The following is a 13,212-nucleotide window of genomic DNA, read 5'->3' as shown; positions in this document are numbered from 1 at the left end:
TGAACGCTTCTCTACCTCTACAATAATGTCCTAACTCGTTCTCGTAGCGCTATAGAACCTAGAAATCCTACCGGAAGACTGGAAGCAACTGCGGAACAAGTGGAATACGTTCCATAAGGTGATCGCTAATCTAAATTTTCATGTGCCCAGAGTGCAGCTTGAGTGCGATCGCTCACATTCAACTCACTGAGAATCCGGCTGATGTAATTTCTGACGGTTCCTTCGGTGATATGCAAAGTTTTGGCAATTTCACGATTTGTCTTTCCCTGCCCCAGTAGCTTAAGAACCTCTAACTCTCGTTCACTTAAGGCTAAATTAACTGGGGTGGCACTAACAGGTTGTTGAAGCTGGGCAAAGACTTTGGGTGCGATCGTTGGTCCGAGTTGGCTATGTCCTTTATAAATGGTGCGGATAGCATCAGCTACCTGCCCAGAGGGAGTGTTTTTGAGCAGGTATCCACTTGCTCCTGCCTTCAGCGACTCCCACACATAGTCATCCTCATCAAACGTTGTCAGCACCAGGATACGAATCCACGGATAGCTGCGGAGAATTTCACGCGTTGCCGTAACGCCATCACAGGTGGGCATGCGAATGTCCATGAGAATGACATCGGGCTGAATTGTCTCAGTCAGGTCGATCGCCACTCTCCCATCCGTTGCCTGTCCGACTACTTCGATGTCTGCCTCTAGCGACAACAATGCGGCTAACCCTTCTCGAAAGAAGGATTGGTCATCAACGACGAGCACTCGAATCATAAGGCATCACGATTTCGATTTGCGTTCCTTGGTCGGAACTTGTACTAATTTGAAGGGTTCCGCCCAAGAGTTCTACCCGTTCCTGCATTCCTGGCAAACCGCACCCGGTCAATGGCTGCTCCAGGTCAAACCCGTGACCGTCATCTTGCAGCGTCACCACGATCGCGTCTGAGTCAACCAGTCCCCGCAGTGTCACCTGAGCTGCCTTGGCGTGCTTTTGAATGTTAATTAAGCCTTCCTTCAAAATGCAGTAAAGCTGATAACTCAATTGCAGCGAGAGAGCAGGCAAACTTAAATGGACTTGAGTAGCAATTCCCTGCTGGCGCATTTGCTCAATTCTTTCGTATAGCGCCTCCTTGAGATTGAAACTAGACTGCTGCCGCATGGTTTGAACCACTTGCCGCACATCTTGTAGGCACTGACTCGCCAATAAAGCGGCATTGTCTACCGAATCAAAGGCTTTCGCTAAATCACGATCGCGCAATTTCTGAGCGACTTCCAGTTGCACCCCCAATGAGGTGAGAGTGTGCCCTAAGGAATCATGAATTTCACGCGCAATCCGCAAACGTTCTAGTTTGGCACCCAACACTTCCACTTCTTGCGACAATGCTTCTGCCTGCTGGCGGCTTTCGCGTTCTGCCACAATGACAAAGCCAAGGAGAACAACAAAAATGCTGGCACTGGCATAATACAGCAAGGCATGCAGCAGCGTCATGTACAAATTAGACTGCAAAGTGACACTATCAAACTCTGGGAGTTTTCGTTGAATGAGTGACGGATACAGCCAGGTAAAACTAGCCAACCAGACCACTCCACCCATAATATTGGTCAAAATAACTTCGCGGCGACTCAATAAGAAACACGCCTTGATTAGTAGTAGATAAAGCACAAAACTAAATTCGATTCCAGACGCGATCGCAACGCCCGTCAACCCCACTTCCAGCGCAACATAAGCGCGACGCTGCCAAAGTGGGCGATCGAGCGGCAAGATAAAGCTGAGACAGAAAAAGAGCGTGCTAAACGCGATACATTTGACGATTAGCTCAGGCGTGGAGGCTTCGTCAAGCACATAAATCAAGACCGTCATGAGCAGCAGGAGCCACTCGCCAAAGCGCAGTGTCCGACGGAGTGATGGAGAAGAGCCAGTATCTAGATTCATTGAATAGATTAACCATCCTGCTCTCTCTAGTTTGCGCGATCGTCCGCCAACCCTGGTATGACACCTATCAAGTTTAGACATGACAAGTGTCATCCGTTTCCATGATAGCTGTAGGTATCTAAAACACTGTGCGTGAGTTTAGATGGTTTGTAGATGAGTCACGCAACCACCGCTGCCATAAATTCTGACGATGACGCGAGTGTCTAGCCAACTCCAGAAATTTGTGTCAATCCGTTTGTTCAATGCGGATGAACCCTCCCAAGGTTGCTCATCCAGGTTGCTCTGGAAATTTTCTCATCGTTTCATATTCTTTCACACTCATTAAGGAAGCCACTATGGAGACTGATCAGAGACAAAATTCAACGGCCAAATCAGTAACGGTGATAGACACGGACATTGTAAAGCTAAACCAGTCAGACTTTGCGATCGCCTCTCATTACCTTGCCACCGCATTCAGCCAAGATCCCCTGATGGGAAACTTTCTACCGGAAGACGAAGGAGCAAAGCAAACGGCTCTCAAGCAACTCAGTCAGGCGTTGCTCAACTATGCCCAAATCTACAACCAAATTTACACCACTGCTGATTATCCAAAGGGTGTGGCAATTTGGCTACCTCCAGACGCTTCTCGAATTACGTTGCCACAGCTATGGCAAATTGCGGCATCGGGGTTGATCACACTTCCGTTCTATATGCGTTGGAATCGAATCGTTGACTTCGTTTCATTTATTAGCATGGGGATTCAATTGCATGAGAAGTTTTCGCCTGAACCGCACTGGTATTTAGCAATGTTGGGAGTATCGCCAGAATACCAGGGTCAAGGAATCGGCGGAAAGCTGATTCAACCTGTGCTGCAAGCCGCCGATCGCACCAAGACCCCTTGTTACTTGGAAACGTCTACGGCTGCGGCTGTGCGATTCTACCAGCGACACGGTTTTGAAATTGTTGATCAAAGACTGTTTGCAAATCGGGAGTATTGGGCGATGAAACGCAATCCTCAAGGTTGACTTTGTATCAGCAATTTTAATGGAGCAATGATCACTTTCAGGTTCGCCTTCCGCGTGATTTGCCAAATGATGACAGCAGTAATGCTCTGAATAACCACAAACCGTCGCTTTGGAGTCGTTCCATCATGTTAACCATCCAATATCTAACCAAAGCATTGACGGTTTGGGGGATTGGGTTCTTTCCCTACTTTGAGGTCTATGCCGCTGTTGCCGCCGGAATGGCAATGGGATTAGATGCCCTTTCATCGGTTGTCTGGGGTGTGTTGGGTAACTTTACCCCCATTCCATTATTGTTGTGGGGCTATGGCCGCCTGATGCAAATTCCCCAACTGCGCGCCTGGTTATCGCGCCTAGAGCAACGGGGGGGACGCAAAGTCAAAAATGCCTTCGATCGCTATGGTGCCTGGTTTCTGATTCTGATGACTCCGATCTTAGGCAGTTGGACAATCGCCGTTGTTGGACCCATCACCGGCATTCACCCTAAACGAATTCTGTTGTTTTCTTTGATTGGTATCACGCTCTACGGAGTGGTTACAGCGGGGGCGATCGCATCCGGCATGAATTGGTTTAGCAACCGCTAATCTTCCCGTTCAAAGTTTGTTTCTAGTGAGTTCACTGTTCTCGGTCAGATAGCGCGAATCTGGCTCGGTTTGTCATGCAAACGTTTTGTTCCTATTCCATTCAAGGAGATTGGTCATGCAAGCACAACCTGTTAAAATTTCAACGGCTGAACGGTTTAGTAATCCGTTTCCCTGGTATGCCAAAATGCGCCGCGAAGCACCCGTGTTCTACGACACAGAGCCGCAAAGCTGGATGGTATTTCGCTATGAAGATGTGAAATATGTCTTTGCAAACTGGCAACTGTTTTCATCGAAAGTGCCGCATCCGCCAGAGCAAACTGACTTTACCCAAAGCCTCAATTTCACTGACCCGCCCAAGCATCGCTCGCTCCGCTCACTGGTGGCAAAAGTATTCACCGCTCGGCGTGTGGAAGAACTCGCGCCGCGCATTACACAAATTACTCAGGAACTGATTGACCAAGTTCAAGCTCAACATCGCATGGATTTTGTGCATGACCTAGCAATACCGCTGCCCGTCATTGTGATTGCCGAAATTCTCGGCGTTCCAGTTGCCGATCGCGCTGACTTCAAACGCTGGTCAGATGGAATCGTTGTCCTTGATCCGGCCGCATTGAAAGCAATGGCAGACTACTTTCGGCATTTGCTAGCAGAGCGGCGCAAGCAACCTGGAAAGGATTTGATCAGCGATTTGATTGCCGCCCATGAAGCGGGCGAAACCCTGACAGCACAAGAACTAGTCGATTTCTGCATTGTGCTACTGGTGGGCGGTAATGAGACGACGACCAATCTGCTGGGCAATGCGATTCTTTGCTTCCATGAGTATCCAGAAGCGTATAAGCGGCTGAAGCAAGACCCCGACTTGTTGCCTTTAGCGATCGAGGAAGTGTTGCGCTATCGCTCATCGATTCAGGGCATTGAACGCTTTACCAAAGTCGAAACGCAATTGGGTGGACAGACGATTCCAGCAGGACAGATGGTAACGGTCTGGATGGGATCAGCAAACCGCGATACTGCCCAGTTCGACCGCGCTGAAGAATTTGTGGTCGATCGTGACCCGAATCCGCACGTCGCGTTTGGCAATGGCATTCACTTCTGCCTGGGTGCACCCCTGGCTCGACTGGAAGCTGCGATCGTGCTGCGGGCGGTGCTAGAGCGGCTGCCCAATCTGCAAATTGATCCGGCTGCAACGCTGGAATTCATCCCCACAACGACTGTGCATGGACTCACATCGCTGCCTGTGTTGTTCTAATGTCACTGCCTACTCGATTGCCAACAGTTTCAATCAGCAGACGGAGTGAACTGTGAGGAGTGGCAAGAGTGCAGCAGTAAGCAGTTGCTGTTGCACTCCTTTCGACCACCGTCAGTGATCAGGTTCAAAAAGTTTGAATACCCAGTTGAGGAAAACAATGCACTCAACAATTTCGCAGAACTCAACAACGGCAACGAAGTCGGGTCAGGAACTCTCCCAATACGTCGCATTTTTGCATTGCTATATTACAGGTCAACCTCAGCAAACATTGACGCTTGAGCAGCAAACCAATTAGAAAAGTTCATTTCCCGTCGAATTTGAGTATTAAGCGATGCAGCACCCACTCCAAAATGTAAATTTTCGACTGCTTTGGCTAGGACAATCCTTGATTCTCTGTGCGGCGCAGTTTTGGCTAGTGGCTTTGACCTGGCTCGTGTTGCAAAAAACCGGATCGGGAACGGCGATCGGAACTGTCCTCCTTGCTGCCGCTGTGCCTCGCGCCTTACTGACTCTGGTGGGTGGAGCCATCAGCGATCGCCACTCTGTTGTGGTAATGGGCTTGCGCTGGCTACAAACGATTCTCAGACGGAGGTTAAATCCGCCTGAGAATTGGACACTTGTTACAGGAGATATGCAGCAACCTCTGCTTGCCGAGGTCAGGATAATCGTGGCTACGTGATCCCAACGACAGAGGTTTAAAACAGGAGATAAATCATCATGAACATTCAACAACTGACCAAACCGAGTAATCGCTGGATGCTAGGTCTGATGGCAGGCGGGGTGTTGTTTACAGGTGGCATTGCTTACTATGGCATTTCGCAATTTATTATGGCGAAGCCAGTAGAGAACACTCAGACCACCCCAATTATTAAGTCTATTGTGGCACTGGGTCGGTTGGAACCTGAAACTGAGGTGACAAAAGTGTCAGTTCCAGCGACGCTCAGTAACGATCGCGTGGCTCAACTGCTTGTCAAACGAGGCGATCGTGTCCAAGCCAATCAAGTGATTGCGATTCTAGATAGCCGCGATCGTTTGCAGGGCGCTCTCCTAGAAGCCGAACAACAAGTCGCCGTTACCCAAGCGGAGCTTGCCCAGGTTAAAGCCGGCGCAAAATCGGGTGAAATTGAGGCACAACAAGCAGAGATTGGGCGTTTGCAAGCGGAATTAGCAGGTGAAACTCGGCGACAGCAAGCAAGCCTAGCGAGTTTAGAGGCTGAGGTCAATAATGCTCGCTCTGAATACAACCGCTATCAATTGCTCTATCAGGAGGGAGCAATCTCTGCCTCTCAGTTTGACCAGAGGCGACTAGCTTTCCAAAAAGCGCAAGCACAATTTAATGAAGGCAAAGCGAATCAAAGCCGGACGACTGATACATTGCAAGCGCAGATTGAGTCCGCTAGAGCCAACTTGAATCGCATTGCAGAGGTGCGCCCAACCGATGTGCAGACTGCACAGGCGAAAGTTGACCAAGTGATCGCCGTGGCTCAACGAGCAAAAGCGGATTTGAAACAAGCAGAGGTGCGATCGCCCCAAGCAGGGCAAATTCTGGAAATCTATGCCAAAGCGGGAGAAGTGGTGGGTGAAAAAGGCATTGCCGATCTGGGGCAAACTCGCCAAATGCGAGTGGTTGCCGAAGTTTATCAAAGTGATATCAGAAAAATTCGCATCGGGCAACAGGCAGTGATTACAGGTGAACCTTTCTCTGAAGAACTGCGCGGCACAGTCGAGGAGATTGGGCTGCAAGTGAGTCAGCAGGAGATCTTCAATAATCAACCGGGCGAGAATCTGGATCAGCGGGTAGTTAAAGTCAGGATTCGGCTCAATGCAGCCAGCAGCGATCGTGTTGCAGGATTGACAAATTTACAGGTGCAGGTCGCCATTCAACCCTAGATGCTCAGATTCTCGCTGATAACTAATCAGTTGACTCACACCTTTCTGTAACAGAGCAAAGAAGATGGTGCAGACATTGTACACAACAAACCTAGAGAGACTTTCAAGCTGTGAAATGGAAGTTCTCAAGTTACTCGTTGAAGGACAAAGTAATACTGAAATTGCTGGGGTGTTGTATGTCAGTCCCAATACTGTCAAAACGCATGTCAGAAGTATTTTGAGCAAATTTGGAGTTGATAATCGCGTTCAAGCGGTTGTTTTTGCCCTCCGTCATGGTTTAGTCTAAAGCGTGGAAAAGAGTCACCTATGTTTCGTAACCTATTTCGTAAAACACCCCTGGCATGGTTTCAGCTAAAACGGGAAAAAACCCGTCTTGCGGTGGCTTTAGCGGGAATTGCCTTCGCCGATATTCTGATGTTCTTTCAACTGGGGTTGCTGGATGCGCTGTTTGAGTCTGTCGTAAAACCCTACACCTCGCTGCAAGGGGATTTATTTCTAATTAATCCGTTGTTTGAGAGCCTAAATGTGGTCAGAAGCTTTCCTAGAAAGCAACTCTATCAGGCAGCAGGAGCTAAAGAAGTTGAATCGATCAACTATCTCTATGTGGGTCAGGGCGAGTGGCGCAATGCTCAAACCCGAACGAATCAGCCCACAATGGTTTTTGCTATTAATCCCCATAACTCAGCAATCACGCTGCCAGATGTACAAGCACACCAGAATGAACTGAAGTTGCTGAACCGAATGCTCTACGATCGCGCTGGTGCAGAACATTTTTTTGGCAATGTCGTTCAAGAACTTCAGCAGTCTGGCTCGGTGCCAATTCAATTTAATAACTTTCAAGTCGAGGTAGTTGGAACGTTTGTCATGGGAGCATCATTCGCTGCCAATGGGAATGTCATTACGAGTCATTCAACTTTCCTCCGGCTCTTTCCAGCCCGCAAGCCCAATGAAATTGATATTGGAGCCATCCAGTTGAAACCGGGCACCGATGTTAAGCAAGTTCAAGCCGCGATGCAATCGGAGCTTAAAAGCGTGCTGATCCTGACGCATGAAGAGTTTATGGCACACGAAAAGAAATACTGGGAAGCCACCAGCCCGATCGGAATTTTGTTTGGCTTTGGCGCAGTCATTGGTTTTATCGTTGGCACCATTATCGTCTATCAAATTCTCTATTCCGATGTATCAGACCATCTGCCAGAATATGCCACGTTGAAAGCAATGGGCTACAGCGACGGTTACTTGGTTGGCGTACTCATCCAGGAAGCGCTGATTATGGCAGTTCTAGGATTCATTCCAGGATTTGTCATTTCGATCGGGCTGTATTCCGTCGCTGCCGCTGCAACTTTTCTACCGATTGGTATGACAATCAGCCGCGCACTGCTTGTGTTGACGTTAACGATTGTCATGTGTGCAGCATCAGGAGGAATTGCAATGCGTAAACTGCAATCTGCTGATCCGGCTGATATTTTCTAGTTCTTACCTGGTGTAATCAGATGCCATCCTTGCTTGCTTATCTTGTTGCGATCGCGGCACTAGACAGCCTCAACCCCACTACTACAGCAATCCAAATTTATCTGCTCAGTACGCCCAAGCCAGTTCCTCGCTCAGTTTCATTCATTGCGGGAGTGTTTATCACCTATTGGATAGCTGGATTGGCAGTGACACTTGGAGCAAGTCAGTTGACCATCAATTTACCAGGTCTGCCACCTTTACTGATGTACACGTTGCAACTGATCATTGGCATCGTTCTACTCTTGGTAGGTTGGAACCTTAACAAGTTTGCTGGTGATTCCCAAGAAGCTAAACGCCCTGCTCAATTAACGATCGCTCAAACCTTTCTATTTGGCAGCGCTGCAACGCTTTGGGACTTCCCGACAGCGTTGCCTTACCTGGCAGCGATCGAGCGAATTGTGCGATCGCAGTTTGATCTCTTCACCACAATGGGTATTCTAGCAATCTACAACATAATCTTCGTTCTACCGCTGATTGTGCTATTGGGACTCTATATCTATCTAGGCGAACACAGCACTAGTTTAATGCATAGGTTTAACCGATCAATTCAGAAGTGGGGACCCAGAATATTACGAGTTTTGCTGATTGGATTAGGTATCCTCCTAATTGCAGACTGTATTGCTTTTGCTCTAGGTCATCCAATTTTTTGATTGCTTACTCACATACAAGAACAAATGCAATGATTCAAACTTGGCAGTCAGATCAATCTCACTCAACAGCAGCAGAACCAGTTATTTCTGCTCGGCAGCTTAATCACTACTTTGGCAGTGGCGAACTCCGCAAACAAGCCTTATTTGACATCAATTTAGATATTTACGCAGGCGAAATCATTATCATGACGGGTCCCTCTGGCTCTGGCAAAACTACCCTGCTAACGCTAATGGGCGGATTGCGATCGGCTCAAGAAGGCAGCCTCAAGATTCTCGGTCAAGAATTACATGATGCTAGCAAACAACAATTGACTCAACTTCGTTGCAACATTGGCTATATTTTTCAGGCACATAATCTATTGACCTTTCTGACTGCCAAACAAAATGTGCGGATGTCCCTAGAACTGCATGAGGAAATGTTCGATCGCGACATTGATGGAATGAGCGTTGCCATGCTGAACGCAGTAGGGCTGCAACAACGGGTAGACTATTATGCCGATAGCCTGTCGGGCGGGCAAAAACAGCGAGTCGCGATCGCCCGTGCCTTAGTGAGTCAACCCAAGATCGTTTTAGCTGATGAACCGACAGCAGCACTTGATAAAAAGTCAGGTCGCGATGCTGTAGAGATTATGCAAAAACTTGCTAAAGAACAGGGTTGCACTATCTTATTAGTTACACACGACAATCGTATTTTAGACATCGCCGATCGCATTGTCTACATGGAAGATGGTCGCTTGGCGGATAACCCGGAGACTACGATCGCGGACTAGAATCTACCTTGCCAAGATGGTTTGTGGTGGATTGCCAAAAATCAGTTCAGACGTTTGAATGTACCAAACTAACTGAATGAGTCAATGTGATGTATCAAAAATCTAGTCCATGCTTCCAGCTAAAATATCCCTGCATTAGGGACGAATTGCTCAGAGTACTTCAGCAGATAGTAGATGCAGAAGCTCAACGCCAGGATTGGGTCAGGCAGAACGCGTTACCTCGATCGGATACTAATCGCTTGAGCGCATTACTTCAGTTTGTCTACATCAGCGCGAGTCTAGCTACAGAGCCTCATTTCACAATCGGTCTTTTCCTCAAAAATGTTGACGAGATGCGTTCAGTGTGGGCTGTTTTTGATGCAGTTGAGCAAGTTTTTCAGACCGTAGGCATTGATGCTACTTGTGAAATTTACCTCACCTGCTCTGAGTGGTCAAAGCTTGTACAGGCAAACGATCGTGCTTTGCAAATTTGCAGAAGAAGCGCAAATTTTCTGAGTTAGTCGGTCGATCTCAAACATCTGCTAACGCTTAATTCCAGTGCTATTTGATCGGCATTTCACATCCCATCAAGTAGGGCATTTTTCCAATACTAGAGTTTTATGATGTCTTGTCATCAATGGCGTAAATTTTGGTTGGGTTCTGGTGTCACTCGCTCCAGAAAACGCTCTAGATCGTGGAGTTCATTGATCAGTGAGTGCGGACAGTTATTTGGAATCGGCTGTCTTTCTGCCCTGCTGCACCCCACTGCAACCGTTGCAGCTGAGGAGGTTTCTTTGGTTTATGGCCTGTTGGAGTTCTCCATCTCCGTGCCATCTCTAGAGAGATTCGCACGAGAAGGCACTGTTGATAGCGAACTAGCGGTCTACGCCGAGTATGCTAAACCTGAAGAAATGGCAGAATTTCGGCAGATCCTCAACGATCGCCTTAATTTGGGTGTAGTACCTGTCTCTCAATTTCTCTATTCTTCCTTTGGGGAAACCTGCTTGAGATTTTTGGGTAACTTGATTCAAACCGAGGCACATCAAAATGGCTTCTATGCGCTCCGAGCCTCGCTGATTTTGGCAGCAGCAGATCCCGAGGGACTTACACTGCTCACTGTTCTGAAGAAGTTTCCCACGCGAACCATGCGAATCAACTCAGAATTTGCCCTTGAGCTGGTTCGCGGCTTTACAGACTTGCATCACCAGACGCAGCAAGCCACCACATTGATAGAGCAACAATTTAATGCTGAAGCAAAAACTGGGCCTGCAATCAATCCTGATCAAGTCCCTAGGTTGGATCAGCCAGGTGATTGGAAATGGACACAAGAAACTCTGACCCTTGATGATCGTCGCCGTCAACGCCAATTTACTGTTGCTCTCTATCGCCCTCAACGTCCAGGTTTAGTTTCAACACTCATCATCTCTCCTGGGCTGGGGGCGAGTCGATCGAGCTTTGCTGAATTGGCTCAACATCTTGCGTCTCACGGTTTTGCGGTTGTTGTGATGAACCATCCCGGTAGTAATCAGCAACAATTAGAAGCTTTACTGGCAGGTAGAGCCAGAGAAGTGGTTCAAGCCTCTGAATTTATTGATCGCCCTCTAGATGTGAGCTACTTGCTGGATGAGCTACAGCGTCGCACTCAAACGCCTGCCTCTGAGCAGGGAACGCTGAATTTACAAAGCGTAGGAATAATTGGACACTCATTTGGAGGATACACTGCGCTGGCGCTGGCAGGCGCAACGTTCGATTTAGCATCTCTGCGGCAGGAGTGCGAGTCGAATCAAATTAATCTCAACGTTGGTAACATCTCACTGCTACTCCAGTGTTCAGCCAGCGGTCTACCTCCTCACACCGTAAATCGTTTACACGATCCACGAGTACAGGCAGTTGTTGCACTGAATCCGATCGGTAGCCGGATTTTTGGACCGCAAGGGATGAGCCAACTCCAGGTGCCAGTCATGCTGATTGGCGGCAGTGAAGACGCGATCGCTCCGGCACTATTGGAACAGATTTGCCCCTTCACCTGGCTGACCACCCCTAATCAGTATTTAGTTCTGATTCAGAAGGGCACTCACACCTATGCCAGCGCGATCACCAACCGAAATGATCTATTCAATGTATCTGGGTTGGCAAGCCCTGATCCGGCTCTGGCTCATCGCTATCTCAACACGATGACCCTTGCCTTTGCAAAAGAATATCTGGCAGCTACATCTGTCTCTGCTTCCTTTTTACAAGCATCCTACGTTCGATCGATTAGCCAATCTCCGCTTCCTCTCAAGCTAGTGCGCTCGTTGAGCGAGCCTGAGATTGCTCAGGCGATGACTCAACTGTGTCCAAGTCTAGCCGTTGCTCAAAATCCCTAAGCCTCTGGTGGCAGTGAAACGTTCTTACTTGTGACGCATGGTGACCACCTTTTGAATATAGTCAGCCTTTGATCTTATAAAAACGGATTAGAAAACTCATGATTTCCTACCAAAAACTACCCCAATGGCTCAAAATCAGCTTGGCATTCCCCTTGATTTTTCTCAATGCGTGGTTAATTGCTACGCTTTGCCAGTCCTTGCAGCCTCTTTCCAGCATCGTCCTTGCAGCGAGTTTAGTTGCATTTTTACTCGATTATCCCATCAGTTTTTTGGAGCGGCGAGGACTTCAACGAATTTGGGCAATTGGGTTAGTTCTACTGTTGGCACTTGTGTTAGCCAGTGTGCTGAGTTTGGGACTGTTGCCGATCGTATTTCAACAATTGCAGGAATTCGGCAGTCGCCTACCTGCATGGTTTGAAGAGGCACAGCGGCAGCTTCCCAATTTCAGTGAGATTGCAATCTTACAAAAGAGTCCCATCGATCTCAATAGTTTGACGACAGAGTTAACGAATCAACTTTCTAGAACTCTCCAGTCAGCCTCAAGTCAGGTGATCGATCTGGCTTTCAATACGATTAATAGCGCTCTGGAGCTACTCTTAATCCTGGTGCTAACCCTCTTTCTGGTTTTCAATGGCAAGCCGTTATGGACAGGTTTACTCACCTGGCTGCCTGCTCCCTGGAATGATCGGGTTGAAACCGCTCTGCGACAAAGTTTTCAGGGGTATTTTGCTGGTCAAGCCACAATCGCTACAATTCAAAGCATTGTTCTGATGACAGTGTTTTTGCTGCTCCAAATTCCGTTCGGACTGTTATTTGGCTTAACAATTGGGCTTGCCAGTCTCATTCCTTTTGGTGGCAGCCTCAGCATTGCTCTGATTAGTTCGCTGCTGGCGCTGCAAAACATTTGGCTCGGAGTCAAGATTTTGCTGGTTGCAATTCTGGTGGGTCAGATTAACGAAAATGTGATTGCACCTCGATTAATTGGCAGCATGACTGGACTCAATCCAGCGATCGTGTTCATTTCCTTGCTGATGGGAGCCAAACTTGGGGGAGTATTAGGACTACTTCTGGTGGTTCCGATTGCAGGGTTCATCAAGCGCATGACTGATAGTCTAAAAGTGGCTAGCGGAGAGGTATAGCTGTCGCCAGTTTGCTTAGAACATCTGTCTGAAAGTCTTCCACTTTGTTTTCACTTGCCCAGCGATCGCTAAACGGGCGATCGAAAAAAATTCTGAGCCACGGTGTTATATGCAACCCTCGAATTCTTTAATTGCTTTAGGCATTGGTACAGTAGTTG

14 protein-coding genes and 1 pseudogene are annotated in these 13,212 nt (G+C 48.0%); 13 read left to right on the top strand and 2 right to left on the bottom strand.

The window, feature by feature from the left end; translation table 11 throughout:
• Positions 1-125: 125 nt before the first annotated feature.
• On the bottom strand, positions 126-755 hold the full coding sequence (locus AC5JMP_RS27115; protein WP_495854626.1) for a response regulator: 630 nt from the start codon (positions 753-755) through the stop codon (positions 126-128).
• Positions 733-1,995 (bottom strand): sensor histidine kinase, encoded by a 1,263-nt coding sequence (locus AC5JMP_RS27110; protein ID WP_495854625.1) that lies wholly within the window; start codon positions 1,993-1,995, stop codon positions 733-735. Before AC5JMP_RS27110 ends, AC5JMP_RS27115 begins: the two co-directional genes overlap by 23 nt.
• A 254-nt stretch (positions 1,996-2,249) precedes the next feature.
• Here AC5JMP_RS27110 and AC5JMP_RS27105 point away from each other — a divergent pair, with 254 nt between their 5' ends.
• From AC5JMP_RS27105 to AC5JMP_RS27045, 13 genes and pseudogenes are all read left to right on the top strand, one after another.
• Positions 2,250-2,918 (top strand): GNAT family N-acetyltransferase, encoded by a 669-nt coding sequence (locus AC5JMP_RS27105; RefSeq protein WP_495854624.1) that lies wholly within the window; start codon positions 2,250-2,252, stop codon positions 2,916-2,918.
• A gap of 125 nt (positions 2,919-3,043) precedes the next feature.
• Positions 3,044-3,499, top strand: a complete 456-nt coding sequence (locus AC5JMP_RS27100; RefSeq protein WP_495854623.1) for a small multi-drug export protein — start codon at positions 3,044-3,046, stop codon at positions 3,497-3,499.
• A 115-nt stretch (positions 3,500-3,614) separates the two neighbouring features.
• Positions 3,615-4,748 carry a cytochrome P450 gene (locus AC5JMP_RS27095; RefSeq protein WP_495854622.1) on the top strand — a complete coding sequence of 378 codons (1,134 nt, stop codon included), beginning with the start codon at positions 3,615-3,617 and terminating at the stop codon, positions 4,746-4,748.
• Between the two features lie 157 nt (positions 4,749-4,905).
• On the top strand, positions 4,906-5,043 hold the full coding sequence (locus AC5JMP_RS27090) for a hypothetical protein (protein WP_495854621.1): 138 nt from the start codon (positions 4,906-4,908) through the stop codon (positions 5,041-5,043).
• Between the two features lie 36 nt (positions 5,044-5,079).
• Entirely contained in the window at positions 5,080-5,427 is a 348-nt protein-coding gene (locus AC5JMP_RS27085; RefSeq protein ID WP_495854620.1) for a hypothetical protein, read from the top strand.
• A 38-nt stretch (positions 5,428-5,465) separates the two neighbouring features.
• Positions 5,466-6,638 carry an ABC exporter membrane fusion protein gene (locus AC5JMP_RS27080; RefSeq protein ID WP_495854619.1) on the top strand — a complete coding sequence of 391 codons (1,173 nt, stop codon included), beginning with the start codon at positions 5,466-5,468 and terminating at the stop codon, positions 6,636-6,638.
• A gap of 88 nt (positions 6,639-6,726) precedes the next feature.
• A pseudogene (locus AC5JMP_RS27075) lies at positions 6,727-6,924 on the top strand (helix-turn-helix domain-containing protein); the annotation flags it as partial.
• Positions 6,925-6,944: 20 nt separating this feature from the next.
• Positions 6,945-8,111, top strand: a complete 1,167-nt coding sequence (devC, locus tag AC5JMP_RS27070; RefSeq protein WP_495854618.1) for an ABC transporter permease DevC — start codon at positions 6,945-6,947, stop codon at positions 8,109-8,111.
• 20 nt (positions 8,112-8,131) lie between these two features.
• On the top strand, positions 8,132-8,800 hold the full coding sequence (locus AC5JMP_RS27065) for a GAP family protein (protein ID WP_495854039.1): 669 nt from the start codon (positions 8,132-8,134) through the stop codon (positions 8,798-8,800).
• Between the two features lie 29 nt (positions 8,801-8,829).
• On the top strand, positions 8,830-9,570 hold the full coding sequence (locus tag AC5JMP_RS27060; protein ID WP_495854038.1) for a DevA family ABC transporter ATP-binding protein: 741 nt from the start codon (positions 8,830-8,832) through the stop codon (positions 9,568-9,570).
• 89 nt (positions 9,571-9,659) lie between these two features.
• Entirely contained in the window at positions 9,660-10,070 is a 411-nt protein-coding gene (locus AC5JMP_RS27055; RefSeq protein WP_495854617.1) for an SCO4402 family protein, read from the top strand.
• Positions 10,071-10,169: 99 nt separating this feature from the next.
• Positions 10,170-11,915 carry an alpha/beta hydrolase gene (locus tag AC5JMP_RS27050; protein WP_495854616.1) on the top strand — a complete coding sequence of 582 codons (1,746 nt, stop codon included), beginning with the start codon at positions 10,170-10,172 and terminating at the stop codon, positions 11,913-11,915.
• A 98-nt stretch (positions 11,916-12,013) separates the two neighbouring features.
• Entirely contained in the window at positions 12,014-13,054 is a 1,041-nt protein-coding gene (locus AC5JMP_RS27045; protein ID WP_495854615.1) for an AI-2E family transporter, read from the top strand.
• Positions 13,055-13,212 lie beyond the last annotated feature (158 nt).

Source organism: Drouetiella sp. (assembly GCF_059504425.1).
The sequence above is the reverse complement of the archived record's forward strand: the minus strand, read 5'-3'. Positions and strand labels throughout refer to the sequence as shown.

Coding starts and splice junctions, on each gene's coding strand:
- AC5JMP_RS27115 (WP_495854626.1), bottom strand. CDS start 755: ATGATTCGAGTGCTCGTCGTTGATGACCAATCCTTCTTTCGAGAAGGG.
- AC5JMP_RS27110 (WP_495854625.1), bottom strand. CDS start 1,995: ATGTCTAAACTTGATAGGTGTCATACCAGGGTTGGCGGACGATCGCGC.
- AC5JMP_RS27105 (WP_495854624.1), top strand. CDS start 2,250: ATGGAGACTGATCAGAGACAAAATTCAACGGCCAAATCAGTAACGGTG.
- AC5JMP_RS27100 (WP_495854623.1), top strand. CDS start 3,044: ATGTTAACCATCCAATATCTAACCAAAGCATTGACGGTTTGGGGGATT.
- AC5JMP_RS27095 (WP_495854622.1), top strand. CDS start 3,615: ATGCAAGCACAACCTGTTAAAATTTCAACGGCTGAACGGTTTAGTAAT.
- AC5JMP_RS27090 (WP_495854621.1), top strand. CDS start 4,906: ATGCACTCAACAATTTCGCAGAACTCAACAACGGCAACGAAGTCGGGT.
- AC5JMP_RS27085 (WP_495854620.1), top strand. CDS start 5,080: ATGCAGCACCCACTCCAAAATGTAAATTTTCGACTGCTTTGGCTAGGA.
- AC5JMP_RS27080 (WP_495854619.1), top strand. CDS start 5,466: ATGAACATTCAACAACTGACCAAACCGAGTAATCGCTGGATGCTAGGT.
- devC (WP_495854618.1), top strand. CDS start 6,945: ATGTTTCGTAACCTATTTCGTAAAACACCCCTGGCATGGTTTCAGCTA.
- AC5JMP_RS27065 (WP_495854039.1), top strand. CDS start 8,132: ATGCCATCCTTGCTTGCTTATCTTGTTGCGATCGCGGCACTAGACAGC.
- AC5JMP_RS27060 (WP_495854038.1), top strand. CDS start 8,830: ATGATTCAAACTTGGCAGTCAGATCAATCTCACTCAACAGCAGCAGAA.
- AC5JMP_RS27055 (WP_495854617.1), top strand. CDS start 9,660: ATGTATCAAAAATCTAGTCCATGCTTCCAGCTAAAATATCCCTGCATT.
- AC5JMP_RS27050 (WP_495854616.1), top strand. CDS start 10,170: ATGATGTCTTGTCATCAATGGCGTAAATTTTGGTTGGGTTCTGGTGTC.
- AC5JMP_RS27045 (WP_495854615.1), top strand. CDS start 12,014: ATGATTTCCTACCAAAAACTACCCCAATGGCTCAAAATCAGCTTGGCA.